General features: G+C 55.6%; 16 protein-coding genes. 10 read left to right on the plus strand and 6 right to left on the minus strand.

Annotation, left to right across the window (positions count from 1 at the left end):
- Window positions 1-91 precede the first annotated feature (91 nt).
- Window positions 92-1,030, minus strand: a complete 939-nt coding sequence (locus OCH80_RS03015; RefSeq protein WP_302187405.1) for a nucleoside hydrolase — start codon at window positions 1,028-1,030, stop codon at window positions 92-94.
- Window positions 1,031-1,166: 136 nt separating this feature from the next.
- Window positions 1,167-2,546 (minus strand): APC family permease, encoded by a 1,380-nt coding sequence (locus tag OCH80_RS03020; RefSeq protein WP_404537789.1) that lies wholly within the window; start codon window positions 2,544-2,546, stop codon window positions 1,167-1,169.
- 206 nt (window positions 2,547-2,752) lie between these two features.
- Between OCH80_RS03020 and uvrC the strand changes: the two genes are divergently transcribed.
- The 8 genes from uvrC to OCH80_RS03060 all read left to right on the plus strand — a co-directional run bounded on the left by uvrC (window position 2,753) and on the right by OCH80_RS03060 (window position 13,846).
- Window positions 2,753-4,555, plus strand: a complete 1,803-nt coding sequence (gene uvrC, locus OCH80_RS03025) for an excinuclease ABC subunit UvrC (RefSeq protein WP_404537792.1) — start codon at window positions 2,753-2,755, stop codon at window positions 4,553-4,555.
- Between the two features lie 83 nt (window positions 4,556-4,638).
- The gene (gene obgE / locus OCH80_RS03030; RefSeq protein ID WP_154549388.1) at window positions 4,639-5,967 is read left to right on the plus strand and encodes a GTPase ObgE; all 1,329 of its coding nucleotides are present in this window, start codon (window positions 4,639-4,641) and stop codon (window positions 5,965-5,967) included.
- Window positions 5,968-6,030: 63 nt separating this feature from the next.
- On the plus strand, window positions 6,031-7,962 hold the full coding sequence (locus OCH80_RS03035; RefSeq protein ID WP_404537794.1) for an acyltransferase family protein: 1,932 nt from the start codon (window positions 6,031-6,033) through the stop codon (window positions 7,960-7,962).
- A gap of 74 nt (window positions 7,963-8,036) precedes the next feature.
- Window positions 8,037-8,966: a ribonuclease Z gene (gene rnz / locus OCH80_RS03040; RefSeq protein ID WP_404537796.1), complete on the plus strand. Its 930-nt coding sequence runs from the start codon at window positions 8,037-8,039 to the stop codon at window positions 8,964-8,966.
- 9 nt (window positions 8,967-8,975) lie between these two features.
- Window positions 8,976-9,770, plus strand: coding sequence for an SDR family NAD(P)-dependent oxidoreductase (locus tag OCH80_RS03045; protein ID WP_404537798.1), 795 nt, complete (start codon window positions 8,976-8,978; stop codon window positions 9,768-9,770).
- Between the two features lie 114 nt (window positions 9,771-9,884).
- Window positions 9,885-10,076 carry a 50S ribosomal protein L32 gene (gene rpmF, locus OCH80_RS03050; RefSeq protein WP_154549392.1) on the plus strand — a complete coding sequence of 64 codons (192 nt, stop codon included), beginning with the start codon at window positions 9,885-9,887 and terminating at the stop codon, window positions 10,074-10,076.
- A gap of 72 nt (window positions 10,077-10,148) precedes the next feature.
- On the plus strand, window positions 10,149-11,711 hold the full coding sequence (locus OCH80_RS03055) for a bifunctional metallophosphatase/5'-nucleotidase (protein WP_404537800.1): 1,563 nt from the start codon (window positions 10,149-10,151) through the stop codon (window positions 11,709-11,711).
- Window positions 11,712-11,956: 245 nt separating this feature from the next.
- A complete protein-coding gene (locus tag OCH80_RS03060) occupies window positions 11,957-13,846 on the plus strand; it encodes an SNF2-related protein (protein ID WP_404537802.1) in 1,890 nt (629 codons plus the stop codon).
- 23 nt (window positions 13,847-13,869) lie between these two features.
- Here OCH80_RS03060 and OCH80_RS03065 read toward each other — a convergent pair whose 3' ends face one another.
- The gene (locus tag OCH80_RS03065) at window positions 13,870-14,523 is read right to left on the minus strand and encodes a hypothetical protein (protein ID WP_404537804.1); all 654 of its coding nucleotides are present in this window, start codon (window positions 14,521-14,523) and stop codon (window positions 13,870-13,872) included.
- Between the two features lie 168 nt (window positions 14,524-14,691).
- Here OCH80_RS03065 and OCH80_RS03070 point away from each other — a divergent pair, with 168 nt between their 5' ends.
- Window positions 14,692-15,255 carry a TIGR01440 family protein gene (locus tag OCH80_RS03070; protein WP_154549396.1) on the plus strand — a complete coding sequence of 188 codons (564 nt, stop codon included), beginning with the start codon at window positions 14,692-14,694 and terminating at the stop codon, window positions 15,253-15,255.
- Between the two features lie 29 nt (window positions 15,256-15,284).
- The gene (locus tag OCH80_RS03075; RefSeq protein ID WP_404537806.1) at window positions 15,285-15,557 is read left to right on the plus strand and encodes a hypothetical protein; all 273 of its coding nucleotides are present in this window, start codon (window positions 15,285-15,287) and stop codon (window positions 15,555-15,557) included.
- A 123-nt stretch (window positions 15,558-15,680) separates the two neighbouring features.
- Here the strand turns inward: OCH80_RS03075 and proC are convergent, their stop codons facing one another.
- From proC to proB, 3 genes are read right to left on the minus strand one after another with little or no spacing between them, the layout of a single operon-like run.
- Window positions 15,681-16,454, minus strand: coding sequence for a pyrroline-5-carboxylate reductase (gene proC / locus OCH80_RS03080; RefSeq protein WP_404537808.1), 774 nt, complete (start codon window positions 16,452-16,454; stop codon window positions 15,681-15,683).
- Window positions 16,455-16,487: 33 nt separating this feature from the next.
- The gene (locus OCH80_RS03085) at window positions 16,488-17,735 is read right to left on the minus strand and encodes a glutamate-5-semialdehyde dehydrogenase (RefSeq protein ID WP_404537810.1); all 1,248 of its coding nucleotides are present in this window, start codon (window positions 17,733-17,735) and stop codon (window positions 16,488-16,490) included.
- A 25-nt stretch (window positions 17,736-17,760) separates the two neighbouring features.
- The gene (gene proB / locus OCH80_RS03090; protein ID WP_154548954.1) at window positions 17,761-18,840 is read right to left on the minus strand and encodes a glutamate 5-kinase; all 1,080 of its coding nucleotides are present in this window, start codon (window positions 18,838-18,840) and stop codon (window positions 17,761-17,763) included.
- Between the last annotated feature and the right edge of the window lie 36 nt (window positions 18,841-18,876).

An 18,876-nucleotide genomic window follows, 5' to 3' on the forward strand; every position in this document is an offset into this window, starting at 1 on the left:
TCAACAAAGCGTAACCTTTCCAGAAAAAAGCTGTCTATTAAGGTGAAGAGCAAAAAACTGTCAGATGAAGGCTCATCTGACAGTTTTTGTTTTACAGCAGCTTGGCATTCTCGCACAGGGCGTCGAAGTGCTTCCAGAACTTGTCGTAGTCGGCGGAAGTGACCAAGGTCATTGGCCGGCCAGCTTCGGTCTCAAAGAAGCGGGCGGCCCGGTCGCCGTCGGTGTAGACGTCGCTCTTAGTCTCGCGGGTCGTGACGATTTCCGGGAACAGGGCGCTCATGGCGGTCAGGACGTCCCACAGGTAGTAGGTGGTGTCGACTTCAAAGGAGTTGACCAAAGCGTAGACGTAGCCCAGGAAGTCAAATGCCGGGTACTTGCGGTTTGAGGCGAAGTGCTGGCGCATTTCGTCAGTCAAAGGCAGTTCTTCAGTTGATTCCAGGCCAACCTGCTGGATCTTGATCTTGGAGTCCCAAACCGTCTTGCAGGCTTCTGGATCCCACCAGGCATTCCATTCCTGGGTGCCATCAGCGCATGGCATGTAGACGTTGCCGTGGCCGTTCAGAGAGCCCCCCATCCAGTAGAGCTCTTCGATCTTGTCCTGGATGCTTGGGTCAACTTCCAAGGCTCTGGCCAGGTCGGTCAAAGGACCGGTGAAGACCAGGGTAACCGGGCCGTCAGCGGCCTTGATCTTGTCGATCATGTCCAAGTGGGCCGGCTTCTTGGCTTCTGGGGTAGTCACGGTGCCCTTCTCGTTCAAGATTGGGAAGTGGTCAACCGTGAAGGAAGAAACGCGCCAGGCTTCTGGAAACTGGTGGACGGCGCGGGAGTCTGAGCGGGCAACTTCCAGCTTGTCACCGCGTTGGTTGAAGCGGTCGATGATCTTGCGGGAAGCGGAAACGCCAGGCTCAACGTAGCCGTCGGCGTCGGTAACCCCGACCCCGATCAGCTTGATGTCCGGCGCGAGCAGCATCAAGAGCAGGGCGGTAAAGTCGTCCATGTTGCTGTCGTGGTTCAAGTAAAAGTTCTTCATAAAATCTGGCCTTTCATATAATTGAGTTACAAGCTTATTATAAAGGAAAACGCAAAATAACACACCGATTCTGGCTAAAAAATAATGATCTTGTCCAGTATCCGAACAAGATCATTAAAAAACAGATAAATGTTGGCTACTTTTCCTGCAGCTGACTGTGCCAGTAGCCGTAGGCAAAGTAGATGAGCAGGCCGATGACGAACCAGATTCCGGCCACGGTCCACATTTCCTTGGACAGATGGCAGAGCATGAAGATGGAAGCCGTGCCTGACAGAATTGGGACGACTGGATAGCCTGGCACCTTGTAGCCGTCGTTCTTTAAGTCGCTTCTTCTTCTGAGCAGCAGGACGCCAAAGGAAACGAAGGTAAAGGCCAAAAGGGTCCCGAAGTTGACCAGGTTGGCCAGCTGGTTGACGGAGAAAATCCCGCCGGAAACGGCGATGATGGTTCCGACCGTCCAAAGCGCCCGCTGAGGGCTGTTGTGCTTGTCGTCCAGCTTGGCAAAGAAATGGGGCAAAAGGCCATCCCGCGCCATGGCGTAGACCAGGCGGGAGCTGGAGTAGATCATGGTGATCATCATCGTTGCCATCCCCAGCAGAATGCCGATTGACAAGAGCTCGGCCAGCCAGTCCTGGTGGACCAGCTGCAGGGCAAAGGCCACCGGATTGGCCACGTCCAGCTTGGTGTACTTGACCATCCCGGTCAAGACTAAAGCAACCAGCATGTACAAGATGGACACGATGCTCAAGGTGCCGATGATCCCTTTGGGCATGTTTTCCTGGGGGTTCTTGACTTCAGCCGCTGACGCGGAAACCGCGTCAAAGCCTAGGTAGGCAAAGAAGACCGTCGTGGCCCCCTTGATGACCCCGCTCACCTTGTAAGGGAGGAAGGGATGGTAGTTGGCTGGCTTGATAAAGAAACAGCCGACCACGATGAAAAGAATGACGATCGCTACCTTGACCAGGACGGCCACGTTGTTGATCTTGACCGAGGTCCGCATCCCTCTTGAGAGCAGGAAGCAGACGATCAAGACGGCCGAGATGGCCACGATGTCAAAGTAGACGCCGTGACCCAGGTCCATTGGCCCAGAGATGCTGGCTGGCAAATGCAGGCCAAAGGGCTTGATAAAGGATTGGAAGTAGCTGGAGAAGCCGGCAGCGCCAGCCGCCACGGCCAGCATGTATTCCAGGATCAGAGCCCAGCCTAGAATCCAGCCGACGATTTCCCCATAGACGATGTTCCCATAGGAGTAGGCTGAACCGGCTACGGGAATGGCTGACGCAAATTCGGCGTAGCACATGGCCGAAAGGATGCAGACCACGGCCGCGAGCAGGAAAGAGAGGGCAATCCCCGGACCGGCCTCAGTAGCCGCGGCCGTCCCTGGCAGGATGAAGATCCCAGTCCCGATGACGGCCCCAATTCCCAGGGCAATCAGGTCTCTGGCCGTCAGTGAGCGCTCAAAGTGCTGGTCTTCGGCCAGCAGGTTTTGGGCGTGCTCTTTTCTAAACAGATGCATAGACAATGTTTCCACCTTTTCTTAAATAATGATAAAAGATTATAATATTTTATCATTATAACCTTGAAAGCCCTTCCCTGTCAGCAGGAAATCTTGCTTTTCCATAAAAAAGCCTCTTATAAGAGCGGAAATATGTAAAGTCGTCCAGTTTCATGGTAAAATTGCCTGCGGTGATCATTAAACATTATTAGGAAGGGGAATTTTCCGTGGCTAGCCAATTGATCGAAAACAAGCTCAAGCTCCTGCCAGAAAAGCCGGGCTGCTATTTGATGAAGGACGTCAACGGCGCCGTCATCTACGTGGGCAAGTCCAAGAACCTGAAGAACCGGGTCCGCTCTTATTTTAAGAGCACCCAGGTCGGGCGGCGGGCAGAGCTGGTCAAGAACATTGCCGACTATGATATCATCGTCGTCGGCTCAGATAAGGAAGCCTTTTTGCTGGAAATTACCCTGATCAAGAAGTACCAGCCCTACTATAACGTTGCCCTGAAAAACGGGACGGGCTATCCATATATCGAAATCACCAATGAACGGGACCCCCAGACCAAGCTGACCTCCATCGTGCGCAAGGACAAGGGCTATTATTTTGGCCCTTATCCCAACGTCTACGCCGCCCAGGCGACTTTGAAGTTCATCCAGAAGGTCTTTCCCCTGCGCCACTGCACGGGCTATACGGGCCGGCCATGCCTTTACTACCACATGGGCCAGTGCCTGGGGGCCTGCTGGCGCCAAGTGCCCCAAGCTGAGTACGCGGCCCAGATCAAGAAAATCAAGAAATTTTTGAACGGGGATATCCAAGAGGTCAAGAAGAGCCTGACCGAAAAAATGGCCCAGGCCAGCGCCAACTTGGAATTTGAGCGGGCGGCTGAGATCCGCGACCAGATCAAGTATATCGAGGAAACGGTGGAAAAGCAGAAGATCATCTCCAACGACTCCACCCAGCGCGACATTTTCAACTACTATGCCGACCGCTCCTGGATCTCCATCCAGGTCTTCTTCTTGCGCCAGGCCAAGCTGCTCAGGCGTGAATCCCACATGTTTCCTTTGACTGACGAGACGGACCCGGAAGACGAGTTTATGTCCTTTATTGCCCAGTTTTACGGGCAAAAGAACCGGGTCAAGCCCAAAGAGGTGCTAGTGCCCCAGGGCTTGGACAACGCCAGCCTGTCCGCCGCCATCGGCCTTGCCGTCAGAAGCCCGCAAAGAGGGCAGAAGGCGGACTTAATGAAGATGGCCAAAGACAATGCCAAGCTGAAGCTGGACGACAAGTTCCGCTTGCTGGAATTGGGCAACCGCAAGACCAAGGGAGCCCAGGAGGAAATCTTCCAGGCCTTGGGCTTGAAGTACGGTCCCTTCATTGAAAGCTTTGACCACTCCCACATTCAAGGGGCTGACCCCGTGTCCGCCCTGGTCGTCTTTAAGGACGGTGAGCCATATAAGACCGGCTACCGCAAGTACAAGCTAAAGGGTGAGGTCGAGCACCAGAACGCGGCCGATGAAGTGGGCAACACCCGCGAGGTCGTCCGCCGCCGCTACTCGCGCCTGCTTAAAGAGCACAAGCGCCTGCCGGACCTGATCCTGATGGACGGGGGGCAAATCCAGGTTGAAGCCTGCGAGGACGTTCTCAGAAACGAGCTCAATCTGGACATCCCGGTTGCCGGGATGGTCAAGGACGACAAGCACCGGACCAACCACCTGCTTTACGGGGATCCGTTCAACGGCCAGCCTTTCAAGCTGATCCCGATGGATCCAAAATCCGAGGGCTTCTACCTGATGACCAGAATCCAGGATGAGGTTCACCGCTTCGCGATCACCTTCCACCGGCAGACCCACGCCAAGAACTCCCTGGTCAGCCGGCTGGATTCAATCAAGGGCATTGGGCCCAAGACCCGGACCAAGCTCCTGCGGGAGTTTGGCTCCTTGAAGAAGATCAAGGAAGCCTCAATTGAGGACTTGCGCCAGGCGGGCTTGACCCTGCCGCAAGCGCAGGCGGTCAAAATTTCCCTGTAATTGCCCTTTAGCTAAGGGAAAAAATAGCTTATCATTGTTAATTAGCGATATTACGACACAGAGAAAGAATAGGTAACAAAATTATGCCAACACCATCAACTTTTGTTGATCAAACCAAAATCGAAGTGCAAGCCGGCAAGGGCGGCGATGGCATGGTGGCCTTCCGCCATGAAAAGTTCATGCCTAACGGCGGCCCAGCCGGCGGCGACGGGGGCCGGGGCGGCTCCATCATTTTTGTCGCTGACAGCGGCCTGCGGACCCTGATGGACTTCCGCTACCGGAGAAAGTTCAAGGCCCAGCCGGGCGAAGACGGGCGGATCAAGGCCCAATACGGCAAGGCAGCCAAGGACCTGCGTTTGAAAGTGCCGGTCGGGACCACGGTTTATGACTTTTTCACGGGCGAATTGATCGGCGACTTGGTCAAGCCGGGCCAGGAACTGGTCGTGGCCAAGGGCGGCCGGGGCGGCCGGGGCAACATCCACTTTGCCACCAGCGTCAATACCGCGCCGGAAATTGCTGAAAACGGCGAGCCGGGCGAATTCCGGACCCTGCGCCTGGAATTGAAGGTCCTGGCTGACGTCGGCCTGGTTGGCTTCCCATCAGTCGGCAAGTCAACCTTGCTGTCAGTCGTCACCAAGGCCAAGCCAAAGATCGCGGCCTACCAGTTCACGACCTTGAAGCCAAACCTGGGCATGGTCATCCTGCCAGACGGCCGGGACTTCTCCATGGCCGACCTGCCAGGCCTGATCAAGGGGGCCAGCCAGGGGGTTGGGCTGGGGATTCAGTTCCTGCGCCACGTTGAACGGACCAAGGTCATCCTGCACATGGTCTCCATGGATCCAAACAATGGCCGGGATGCCTTTGAAGACTATGAGACCATCTTGAGCGAATTGGCCCACTACTCAGAAGCCGACCTGTCCAAGAAGCGCGAGCTGATCGTGGCCAGCCAAATGGACATTCCAGGTGCTGACGAGAAGCTGGCCCAGTTCAAGCAGGATTTAGCCGAGCACGGAATCAAGAGCCGGGTCTATGAGCTGTCCTCAGTCACCCACCAAGGGCTGGACCAGCTTATGTCCGCTACGGCCAGCCTGGTTGCCGAAGTGGCCGAGCAGCAGGCTGAGGAAGAGGCCAAGCAGGCAGCAGAAGAGCCAGTCAAGACCAAGACCTACAAGTACCGCAAGCCTGAGAAGCTGTCCTTCAGCATCGAAAGACTGGGCGAGCACGAATTTGAAATCCACGGCGAAGAATTGGAGCGGCTGGTTGCCATGACCAATCTGGACCACCAAGACGGAGTAATGCGGCTGGCCCGGAAGCTGAAGAAGCTGGGCGTTGACGACGAGCTGCGGGCCAAGGGGGCCGTTGACGGCGATGACGTCTACATTGGGGACTTCAGCTTTGAATTCGTCAGCTGATTGTCAGGACAGAGAAGAAAAGATTATCTAAAATAGAGAAAGAAACAGCTAAAGGCGATAGAAATGAAAAAAAGGTATATTACTGGCTACGCTGGCCTGCGTGCCTTAGCCGTAATTGGGGTCATCCTGTACCACTTGGACCCCAACCGCTTTGGCGGCGGCTACCTGGGCGTGCCCGTTTTCCTGATCTTGACGGGCTATCTGGTGACTGACCAGATCATGGCCGCGGTCAGGAGGCAGGGTTATTTTGACGTCAAGGCCTTCTACCAGCGGCGCTTCAAGCGGATCTATCCACCGTTTTTCGCCGTGTTGTGGGGAACGGCGGCCTATATTGTCCTCTTTCAGAGAAATCTGCTCAGCAAGCTCTGGCAGATCATTCTGACCAACCTGCTGGGCGTCTATAACTGGTGGCAGATCTTCAACGGGCAAAGCTACTTTCAGCGCTTTGCCAACAATGAGTCTCCGTTCACGCACTTGTGGACGATCTCCATTGACTGGCAGTTTTACCTGCTTTGGCCTTTGCTGATGGCGGTCTTGTGCAGCCTCTTCAAAAAGCGGCGGACCATCTTCTGGATTCTGCTCGGCCTGTCGGTTGTCTCTGGCCTGGAAATGGCTCTGCTCTTTAAGCCGGGCGTTGATACCAGCCGGATCTACTACGGGACGGATACCCGCTTCTTCTCCTTGGGCCTGGGGGCCGCCTTGGCCCTCCTCTGGCCCTTTGAGGAGCTGGATGGCCGCTTTGACCAAGCTGATGCCCGCATCTTGAACTGGACGGGGTTTGCGGCTTTGGGCGGAATGCTGGTCTTGATGTTCAGCCCGCTCATGAACGCCCAGACGGCCTTTCCTTACTATGGGGGGATGTTCCTCTTCAGCATTTTGACGGCGATTTTCGCGGCGGTAATCGCGGCGCCAGTCGGCATCTGGAACGGCCTGCTGACCAACCCGGTCTTCAATTGGATCGGGTCCAGAAGCTATGAGATCTACCTCTACCAGTTCCCGGTCATGATCTTTTTTGAAGACAAGATGACCAACCTGGCGGACCATGTCCTGGCCTACCGGCTGACGGAATTGGCCTTGATCATGCTGGTGAGCGAAGCAGCCTTCCGGCTGGTTGAGCGGCCGGCCAAGGATTTTGCCTGGGCCAGCGTGCCTGGGCACTTGAAGGCCATGGTGGACAAGTCCAACAAGAATTACCGCTCCCGCGGCCTGACGGCTTGCTTCACCCTTTGCTTCGTCTTAGGGACAGCCGGCATTCTGGCTTCGCCTTTCGTTAAGGCGGACAATACCAAGGATACCCAGCTCTTTAAGACCATCAACAGCAATTCCAAGAAGCAGGCGGAAATGAACCGCAAGGCAATCGCGGACTTGAAGAAACAGCAGGCCCAAAAAGCGGCTGCCAGCCAGAAGCAAGCCAGTGCCAAGTCTGCTAAAAGCAAGTCCAAGCCAAAGAAGTTTGCCAAGCCGGTCAACCGCGAGTTTGAAAAGTACGGGATTTCTCAAAATGACCTGCAGATCGCGCAAAAGCTTGGCGTCACGGCGGTTGGCGACTCCGTAATGGCTTCTTCAAGCGACCTTTTGCATAAATTGATGCCCAACGCCATCATTGACGCGGCTGTCTCCAGACAGGCCGACACGGCGATTTCGCTTTTGCAGGAATATGCCCAAAAGGGCGAGCTCCAGCAAAAGGTCTTGATTGGCCTGGGGACCAACGGTCCTTTCACTGACGGAGAGGTCAAGCAGATCATGCAGATCATTGGCCCTAAGCGCCAGCTGTTCTGGATCAGCGTGCACGTGCCAACCCGCTCTTGGCAAAATCAGGTCAACGACCAGCTCCAGCAGGAGGCCAAGAAATACAAGAACTTCCAGGTCATCGACTGGTACGGGTATTCAGCCAGTCATCCTGACTGGTTCTACGGGGACAAGACCCACCCCAACGATTTGGGGCAAAACTACTACAGTGCCTATGTCGTCAAGCACATCTGCGAAAACGGCTAGGCTGAATTAAAAAAGCAAGCAGCTATCTGACATTTTTGTCGGATAGTTTTTATTAAAAGAAGAATAGGGATTAAATGGAACTTGAATTTTTGGGAACATGCTCAGGCCAGCCCTCAAAGCTGCGCAACGTGTCCAGCCTGGCCTTGAAGCTGCTGGACGAACTGAATGAGATTTGGCTCTTTGACTGCGGGGAAGCGACCCAGCACCAAATCCTGCGGACCAATATCCGCTTGCGCAAAGTGACAAAGATTTTTATTTCGCACAACCACGGCGACCACATCTTTGGGCTGCCGGGTCTCTTGTCGACGCGCTCTTTTCAAGGAGACGTCGGTCCGTTGACCATCTATGGGCCAGCGGGAATTGAGCAGTTCGTGCGGACGGCTTTGCGGATTTCCAAAAGCAAGATCTCCTACCCAATCAAGTTCGTCACTCTTGAAAAAGGCGGCAAGCTCTTCAGCGAGAATGGGTTTGAGGTCTATACCGAAAAGCTGGACCACCGCATCGACAGCTGGGGCTTCAGGGTAGTTGAGCCCAGCCGGCCAGGCGAGCTTTTAATGGACAAATTGGCCGAATTTCACGTGCCAAATGGGCCATTGCTTGGTAAACTAAAGAGGGGCGAACAAGTGGCCCTGGCAGATGGAACGGTCTTAAACGGCAAGGACTTCCTGGGACCGGCCAAGCAGGGACGGGTAGTCACGATTATCTATGATACCCGTTCAACGCCATCTATCCGCCAGCTGGCCGACCAGGCTGACGTCTTGGTTCACGAGGCGACTTTCGATGCCAGTGAGAGCAAGCTGGCCCGTGAATACTACCACTCAACCTGTGTTCAAGCGGCTGAGACAGCGCGTGCCTGCCAGGTAGGGCAGCTTTACCTGACGCACGTCTCAGCCCGCTATGTGGGACCACTGGCCAGCCAAATGGTCAGTCAAGCGCGCAAGATCTTCCCAAAGACGACGCTCGCCAAAGATTTAGACTGTTTTGTAATTCCAATGAAAGGTTAGCGAGTAAAAATGAGTGATTCTTTACGCAACAAAGTTGTCGTGGTGACTGGGGCCAGCTCCGGCATTGGCCGGTCCATTGCCCTGGAAAGCGCCGGGAGAGGGGCAACCCTGATCCTCCTGGCCCGCCGCCAGGAGAAGCTGGACGAGATCGCGGCTGAAGCCAGAGAGCTTTCAGGCTCAGAAGCTTTTGCCTTTGCGACTGACCTGGGGGACGCGGACCAAATCGAGGCCAGCTTCCAGAAGATCGTCAAGTCGGTCAGCCACATTGACTACCTGGTCAACGCGGCTGGCTTTGGGAAATTTGCCAGCTTCATGGACAGCGACATGGCTGACGCGGCCAACATGTTCCAAGTCGACGTCTTAGGCTTGATGTACTTGACGCGCTTGGTTGGCCGGGTGATGATGGACCAGCAAAGCGGCCAGATCGTCAACTTCGGCTCAATCGCCGGCAAGGTGCCGACGGTCAAGTCCGCGGCCTATAGCGCCGCCAAAGCAGCCGTCATCCAGTTCTCCAACGTCTTGCGCCTGGAGCTCAAGCCATTTGGAGTCAAGGTGATGACGGTCAACCCAGGCCCGGTCTACACCAACTTCTTCAACGTGGCCGACCAATCAGGGGAATACCTGAAGAACGTGCAAGAATTCGTTTTGGACCCAGATGACGTGGCCTGGCAGGTGGTTCACTACTTCGGCAGCAACAAGCGCGAGCTCAACCTGCCGCTGAGCCTGGCGGCAGCCGCCAAGCTTTATGGCTTGTTCCCGACGATTGGGGACTATCTTTCCCTGCAATTTGCGTCCCGCAAATAAATCACCCATGTTTTCCTTGATTTATTTGTTTGACAATAGTATTATTTAATTACTTGAGTATTTCAGGTCAAGGACCTGGTACCGTGATTCTACAATAAAGGAGATCAGTTATAAATGGCAGTTCCTGCAAGACATACTTCTAAGCAAAAGAAACGTTCACGTCGCGCTCACTTGAAGCTCAGCGTCCCAGCAATGCACTACGATGCAACTACTGGCGAATACCGCTTGAGCCACCGCGTATCCCCAAAGGGCTACTACAAGGGTCGTCAAGTGTTGAACGAAAACAACGCTAGCGATAACGACTAATCAAAAGACACCTGTATTTCTGGTGTCTTTTTTTATGCAAAAAATTAGAGCAAGGATCGAGGAATAGGGAAAATGAAATTAGTGTTTTTGCACTCTAGCGACACGCACGGCTATCTTTTGCCAACGGACTACCAAAACGATGGCGAATATGACGCGCCATTCGGCTTAAGCCGCGTGGCCAGTGCCATCAAGTCTGAGAAGGCCAAGTGGGGGGAAGACCACGTCATCGTAACTGATGCCGGCGACTGCCTGCAGGGGTCGCCGCTGGCTGCCTATGCTCACGGCTCCAAGAACCTGGACAACCTGGCCCGCTTCACGGCGGCCTACAACGCGGTCGGCTATGACGTCCGCTGCCTGGGCAACCACGACTTCAACTTTGGCCAGGACTACCAGGCCTACTACGTGGACAACAACAAGGCTCCCTTCGTCAACTGCAACATCCTTGACCAAGCGACCCAGGTGCCAAGCCTGGGCCGGGACTACGTGATTCTTGAACGGGACGGCGTCAAGGTCGGCGTCTTGGGAATTACGACCCAGTACATCCCCCACTGGGAAGCAGCTGACCGGATCAAGGGCCTGGATTTCAAGTCGGCTTTTGACCAGATCAAGCACTTTGCCAAGATCATCAAGCCCCAGGTTGACCTCTTGGCCGTCCTTTACCACGGCGGCTTTGAAAGCGACTTGGAGACGGGCAAGGCAACTGAGCCGCACAACGGGGAAAACGAAGGCTACCGGATCCTGACTGAGATTCCGGAAGTGGACGTCATGCTGACAGGCCACCAGCACCGGCGCTTGAACGTGATCAAGGACGGCAAGCCATGCGTGCAGCCGGGCTACCGGGGCGAAGCCATTGCCGAGGTTGTCTTCGACCTGGACAAGACCGCTGATGGGGTCAAGATCAACAAAGTGGACAGCAAGCTGATCGATACCAAGGACTATGAATCAGATCCAGAGATCGTCAAGATCGTCAAGCCGCTGGACCAGGCCACCCAAGCTTGGCTGGACCAGCCAATCGCCCAGCTGGACGAGCCGGCGCCAATTGCGGATGCCAACAAGGGGAGAATCGAAGGAGCGCCCTTCATCAACCTCCTCCAGCAGATGCAGCTCTACTTTACTGATGCTGACGTCTCAGCCACGGCCGTCATGAACGACCGGGCCAAGGGCTTTGGCAAGACGGTGACGATGCGGGATATCCTGCTCAACTACCCATATGCCAACCAATTGGTCCGGGTTAAGCTGACCGGCAAGCAGCTGCGCCATATCGTGGAGCATACCGCGACCTTCCTGCGCAAGGATGCAGACGGGTCAATCCACTTTATTGACCGCTACATCAAGCCAAAGCCGGAACTGTATCATTTTGACGTCTTCTACCCGCTGGAATACGAGGCCGACCTCTCCAAGCCAGAAGGCCAGCGCCTGACCAAGCTGCTCTTGCATGGCCAGCCGCTGGATGACGACAAGGTCTACCACCTGGCCGTCAACAACTACCGGGCCAACGGCGGCGGCTTTTACCCAGAATACAGCATGGACAAGATCGAATTCACCTTGGACAAGGACTACGTGCAGATGTTCAGCGAATACCTGACCCATGGTCCAATTCACGTGGATACCAAGAAGTACTACCGCTTTTATTAATATTAAAAGGCCAGAACCGTAAGTTAAGACATTAACTTTGGACAAGGCCTTAGGACGCTCATCTAATTTAGATGAGCGTTTTTTGCTTTAGGCAATCGAATGTGGTAAAAACGCCGCAAGGCAAGACCTTACTTAATGACATTGCCCGCGCTCAGGGCGCTGGCTTTTTGGTCTGCTTGCCAGCTTTGGTATACTTAAGTGGAAGCATTATTTTAACAAAAAATCAGGACTGAAAGGAGCAAGCAATGACGAAGATCAGACCAGGAGAGAGCGTCAAGGTCCACGGGCGGGTGGTCAAGAGCCACCTGGCTAATTTCGTCATGGGCGAGGAGCTGGCCCGGCTGCAGGCTTTGGAAAAGCAGCAGGGTTTGCCGGTCCATGCCCGCCCCTATGCCTTTTTGACGATCAGCCAGGCTTTCGTGCTGGCCAAGGGGGCAGAGCAGACGGCCGGCGAGGCCGCGGTCAGGGCCCTTTTTCGTCCTGATCCCCAGGACTTGCAGGCTGGGAACTTCTTTACGGGCGAGGCCAATGCCGGCATCTTGCCCTGGGTCGCCAAAAATGAGGGCGGACGCTTGAAGCAGCTTTTTGGCCAAGGAGAAATCAAGGCCGGAAGCGAGGTCACCTTGAACCTGACGACGACGGAAAAAGGCTTCAACTTGACCGGGGTGGTGCTGGAGCAGGCTGACCAGCCCGCCCAAGCTGCCTTTCAGCCTAAGCCGGTCGACGTCAAGATGCTGGTCAATGACACGGAGATCCCGCTGCACGACTACCAGGTCTACGCGATGAACTTCATCATTGAGCACCCGTATTGCGGGATCTTTTTGGACATCGGCTTAGGGAAGACCTTGACCACGCTGGCGGCCTTGCAGGAGCTGCGGCAAAAGGGGATGTCCGGCCACATCCTGGTCATCGCGCCCAAAGCAATCGCCCGCTCGACCTGGCAGGATGAGCTTGCCAAGTGGCAACTGCCTTTTAAGACCCAGTCCTTCGTGGTTGATGAGCAAGGCCGCAACCTGACTCCGAAAAAGCGCGGCGAGCTCTACCAAGACGCGGTCAAAAAGGCCATGAAGAAGGATTGGCAGATGTACTTCATCAACCGGGAAATGGTCGTCAACCTGGTTGAGAACTGTCCTTGGGTCTTCAAGACCGTCGTCATCGATGAGTCCCAGTCCTTTAAGTCGCCCACCGCCAAAAGATTTAAGGCGCTGCGGCGGGTGCGGCCCAAGATTGACCGGATCATTGAGCTGACGGGCACCCCGGCGCCAAACTCGCTTGAAGACCTGTGGTCGCAGATCTACCTGCTGGACCAGGGCCAGCGGCTGGAAAAATCGATCACGGCCTACCGGGAAAAGTATTTTAAGCCGGGGATGATCGTGAACAATCACCCGGTGCAGTGGAAGATCATGCCGGGCAGCGAGCAGGAGATCTACCGGAAGATCGACGACATCGTCATCTCTATGAAAAACTCGACCATCAAGCTGCCGCCGCTGACCCAGGTGGAAGACACGGTCGAAATGCCGCCGCGGGCCCGGAAGGTCTACCAGGCGCTGAAAGAAGACCAGCTGGTCCAATTGACGGGCGGGCAGGAAATCACGGCTGAGAACGCCGCCGTGCTGGCTGGCCGCCTGCTGCAATTGGCGACCGGGGCCATTTATGAAGAGGATGGGGTCAATTACGACACGATTTTTGACGAAAAACTGGCGCGCTGCTTCTATATCACGAGCAACACGCCTTCGCCATGCCTGGTGGCCTATCATTTCAAGTCGGATGCCAAGCGCCTGCTGGCTTATTATGCCAAAAATGACCAGGAGGCGGTCGTGTTTGATGGCAGTCCGGCCATGGTCAGAAAATGGAATGCCGGCAAGCTTCCAGTCATGCTGGTCCAGCCGGCCAGCGCGGGGGCGGGATTGAACCTGCAGGAGGGCGGCCATACATTGGTCTGGTTTACCCTGCCTTGGAGTTTGGAGCAGTACCAGCAGATGAACGGCCGCCTTTACCGGCAGGGACAAAAAAAGCCCGTCATCATCCACCATTTGCTGACTAAGGGCACGATTGACCGGCACGTCCTTGACAGTCTCCGTCATAAGGACATGTCGCAAAAAGCGCTCTTGGCCGCGGTCAAGCGGACGATTTAGGCTTTTGAACTGGATTGTTTGCTTCAGCTCTTTTTGAAGAAGAAGCTGGTCAGCCAGGCGGGATCCTTCTTTAAGCGCCAGTAAGCGTAAAGGCTGAAGAGGGCGCTGCCGGCAGCGTCGGCAAAGAGGTCGCCCATGGTGTCCATCAAGGCTGCCCGTCCGGGCAAGTCCCGGCCCTTGGCGGCGTAGCGCTGCAGGTCCAGGGCAAAGAAGCTGTCGACGCTGAATTCATAGAATTCCCATAAGACCCCGCAGAAGACGGCAAAGGCGATCCCATAGAGGCAGAGAAAGGCGGGCGAGAGGCGGCCGGGCTGCTTCTGCAAAAGGCCCAGGACGGCAAAGCCCAAGCCCAGCAAGAGGGCGCCGCTGATCAGGTGGAGGAACTTGTCCCAGTAGGGGATGTAGTAGAAGCGGTAGGCGTCTCCCAGGTAGATGGCACAGTAGATGAAGGCCATAAAGAAGAAATAGAGGAAGGTCGGCAGCTGGAAGCGGAAGATCCGGCTTAAGAAGGCCGGGACGAGCACCAGCAAGAGACCGGCGGCCACTTCCGCGGCGACCAGGCTGTACTTGCCCTGGTGACCGATCAAGATCTTCCAGGCCGTGCTGCATAAGGAGATGGCCATTGAGGCCACCACGAAGTAAAAAGTGATTCTGACAAAAGTTCGGTCTTTTTGCATTGTTTACTCCAAAGATTGATCTTTTTCGTGATGTTTGCTCTGATTTTAGCATTTTTCGCGAGAGCAGGCGGGAAAAATGCAAAATTGGCCGCATTTATCTGACTTTTTGCGGATTTGTATTAGAATAAAGACACGGAAACAATTTTATCTTTGAATGGAGGCCTATGTATGGATTTAAATGAAATTTCCAAGCAAGCGGAAAAAGCCACCCGGGAAATCGTCGAAGCTTCCCGGATCAAGGCGGGCCAAATGTTTGTCGTTGGCTGCTCATCCAGCGAGGTATTGGGGGAGACGATTGGGACCAATACCAGCACGGACGTGGCAGAAGCCTTGTATAACGGCATCAGCAAGGTGCTTGACGCCAAGGGCATCTACCTGGCGGCGCAGTGCTGCGAGCACTTGAACCGGGCTTTGGTCGTCAAGCGGGCAGCCATGGAAAAATATGACCTGGAGCAGGTCAACGCCATTCCCCAGCCCAACCACGCTGGCGGGGCTTTCGCGACCGTAGCCTACCAGAAGATGGCTGACGCGGTCTTGGTTGAGGACATTCATGCCCGCGCTGAAGCCGGAATCGACATTGGCGGGACTTTGATCGGGATGCACATTCACCCGGTCGTCGTGCCGCTGCGGATCTCCATGGACAAGATTGGCGAGGCAAACATCATCTGTGCCCGCCGCCGGCCAAAGTACGTTGGCGGCAAGCGGGCCATTTACGACGAGCGCTTGATGTAGCGCTTTGATAGTGAGGCAGGACTAATTGCATGAAAAAATGGTACGAGAAATACCGCAAGCAGGGCAGGTACCTGCTGCTGGGCATCCTGGCCCTGGTCACCCTGGCCGCGCCTTGGAGCAAAAAAGCGGAACTGGGCGATCTGTTGGTCATTCCCTGGCTGCTCATCCTGTTTGAAGAGGCCAACTACTACCTGGCCAAGAAGTACCGGCCGCTGGCGGCAATCCTGCTAGCCTGCCTGCTGGACTTTTTAGCCGCCGCCTTGTATCTGGCCTACAATTTCTGGATCAGCGGCATCTGCTGAATGAGACCACAGCAAAAGAGCTCCAGCATCTAGCTGGAGCTCTTTTTGCGCGTATATTGGTGTATGTTTGATTGTGAACGTAGATGATCGATAGATCTTGATTTTTTGATACGCCTGTTTATTTTAACCCAATTCCTGGTTTCTCTTCAAGGCGCTGTTGATGGCATCGATCGTGGCGTAGCGGAAGCCGTCTCTTTCAAGGGCAACCACGCCGGCGATGGTTGAGCCGCCTGGTGAGGTAACGGCGTCGCGGAGCTGGGCTGGGTGCTGGCCGGTGGCCAAGACCATCTTGGCGCTGCCAAGAACGGTTTGCGCGGCCATTTCGATGGCATCCTGGCGGCTGAGGCCGTTTTGCACGCCGGCATCGCCCATGGCTTCGATGAACTGGTAGACGAAGGCTGGTCCGCAGCCGGCCACGGCTGTAGCTGCGTCCATCAGGCTTTCAGGAATTTCCACGACTTGGCCTGACTTGGCCAGCAGCCGCTTGAACAGGTCACGGCCCTCAGCGCTCTTGGCCGTGAAGCTGGTCATCCCTTCGCCAATGGCGACCGGGGTGTTGGGCATCATGCGGACCAGGTCATGGCCTGGCAAAAGCTGGGCCAGGTCACTTAAAGCCACGCCAGTGGCCATGGAGATCCAGAGGGCATGATTGTCGACAGCGCTACCCAAGTCGCTGATGACCGCGCCAACTTGATAAGGCTTGACGCCCAAAAAGACCACGTCGCTCTTGGCGGCGACTTCCTGGTTGCTGGCCAGCTCGCCGCCAATTTCTTCCTGCAGCTTGCCGGCCTTGACCGGGTTGTGGCTTGACAAAAGCAGGTCCACGCCGTCAACCTTGGCTACGGCCTTGGCGATCGCGCCGCCCATGTTGCCTAATCCAATAAAACCAACTTTCATGAAAAAAGACTCCTTTTCTTTTGTTCTGCTTGACTAGTCTCTGGTCTGCCCGTTGCCCTTGATGACGTACTTGTAAGTCGTCAGCTCCTTGAGCCCCATTGGCCCGCGGGCATGCATCTTTTGGGTGGAAATGCCGAATTCGCAGCCCATCCCAAACTGCCCGCCGTCAGTAAAGCGGGTTGAGGCGTTCACGTAGACCGCGGCTGAATCGATCATCGTGGTGAAGAGGTCAGCGGCGGCCGGGTCTTCAGTGATGATGGCTTCTGAGTGGTGGGTTGAGTGCCGGTTGATGTGGGCAATGGCTTCCTTGACGTCCTTGACCACCCCGATGGCCATGACGTAGTCCAGGAATTCCGTGTCAAAGTCGTCCGGGCCGGCGGCCTTGGCGTCTGGCAGGTACTTTTTGGCGGCTTGGTCAGCCCGCATTTCGACCCGTCCCTTAAAGAGCCGGTCCAATTTTGGCAAAAATTCGCCGGCAATGGCCGCGTCGACCAGGCAGACTTCAGCCGCGTTGCAGACTGATGGCCGCTGGGTCTTGGCGTTGTCGATGATCTTCAGGGCCTTTTCCTGGTCGGCGTCCTTGTTGACGTAGATGTGGCAGATCCCGGTCCCGGTCTCAATTACCGGCACGGTCGCGTTTTGCACGATGGCTTGGATCAAGCCTCTGCCCCCGCGGGGAAGGAGGAGATCCAGCTTGCCGCGGGCCGTCATCATTTCCTGGCTTGACTGGTGGCTGGTGTCCTGGGCCAGCTGGATGCAGTCAGGAGAAATCCGGCTTTGGGCTAAGCCGGCCTTTAAGGCTTCGACGATGGCTTCAGCGGAGTTGAAGGCGTCCTTGCCGCTTCTGAGCATGACGGCGTTGCCTGACTTCAAGGCCAGGGCGGCAGCGTCAGAAGTAACGTTTGGCCGGCTTTCATAGATGATGCCGATGACGCCAAAAGGAACGGACTTCTTGACGATGTCCAGGCCATTTGGCGTTTCGTGCTCGTCAAGCACCAGGCCGACTGGGTCTGGCAGGCTGATCAAGGCCCGGATGCCGTCAGCCATGCCCTTGATCCGGTCTTTTGACAGGCGCAGGCGGTCCAGCATGACGTCGGAAATCTTGCCCTGGGCTTTGGCCAAGTCTTGCTCATTGGCGGCCAAAATGCAGTCGCTGGCGTCTTCAAGGGCGTCAGCCATCTTGGCCAGGGCATCGTTTTTGTCCGCGGTCAGCGCGGTGTTGATCTCCAGCTTGTGGTCAACCAGGAGATCCAGCTGCTTTTGCGTGATTGATTCTTCCATATTGCGTTTCCTCGTATTTATGTCTTTATAAAGTAGTCACCCAGTCATCGCGGTGGATGAAGATCCCTTCAGGGTGGTTCTGGTCAAGAATTTCCAGCAGGACGGGCTTGGAGAAGCGGGCCTTGCCCTTGCCGATCAGCTTCTTGGACTGCTGGCTGTAGACTTCGACGATGTCGTCCTTCTTGAAGCTGCCTTGAATCTGCTTGATCCCGGAGATCAGCAGGGAAGAGCCTTCCTTGGCCATGGCGTGTACGGCGCCCTGGTCGATGAAAATGCGGGCGGCAGTTGGGGCGTAGAAGGCCAGCCACTGCTTCTTTTGGTTGAAGGCCTTGTCGTTGGCCGTAAAAAGGGTCCCCTGGTTGTCCTGGCTGACCGCTTCAATCAGGGCCTGCGAGTCGGCAGACGAACAGATGAAGACTGGCACGCCGGACTTGGTGGCCATGTCAGCGGCCTTGATCTTGGTGGCCATGCCGCCAGTTCCGTTGGCTGAGCCCGCCCCGCCAGCGATCTGGAAGGTCTTGGGGGTGATGTTCTCGATCACGGGGATCGGCTTGGCGTCCGGGTCCTTGCGCGGGTTGGCAGTGTAAAGGCCGGGCACGTCGGTCAAAAGGACCAGGAGGTCGGCCTTTAAAAGGGCGGCCACTTGGGCGGAGAGGGTGTCGTTATCGCCAACCTTCAATTCATCAACGGCAATGGTGTCGTTTTCATTGATGATTGGGATTACCTGGTGGTTCAAGAGCACGTTCAGGGCATTGGAGGCATTTTGGTAGCGGCGGCTGTCCGCGAAGTCGGACTGAGTCAGCAGGACTTGGGCGGAGACGATGCCCTTGGCCAAAAGATTGCGGGTGTACTCTTCAATCAACAGCCCCTGGCCAACTGCCGCGGCGGCCTGCTTGTCAGCCGTCTTCTTGGGTCGCTTGTCAAAGCCCAGACGTCTGAAGCCGGCCGCGATTGAGCCGGAAGTAACAAGGACCAGCTTGTAGCCCGCTTGGTGGAGCTGGGCCAGCTGCAAGGTGATCTTCTTCAGCTTGCCGGCGTCGAGGTCGCCCTCAGGCGTGGTCAATGAAGAAGTCCCTACTTTAAATACGATGAGATTGTCTTTCATTGTTGTTCCATTAACTTCCTTAAAATAACAAATTAC

Source organism: Lactobacillus sp. 23-2, from assembly GCF_044902225.1.
GTDB classification, from domain to species: domain Bacteria; phylum Bacillota; class Bacilli; order Lactobacillales; family Lactobacillaceae; genus Lactobacillus; species Lactobacillus absianus.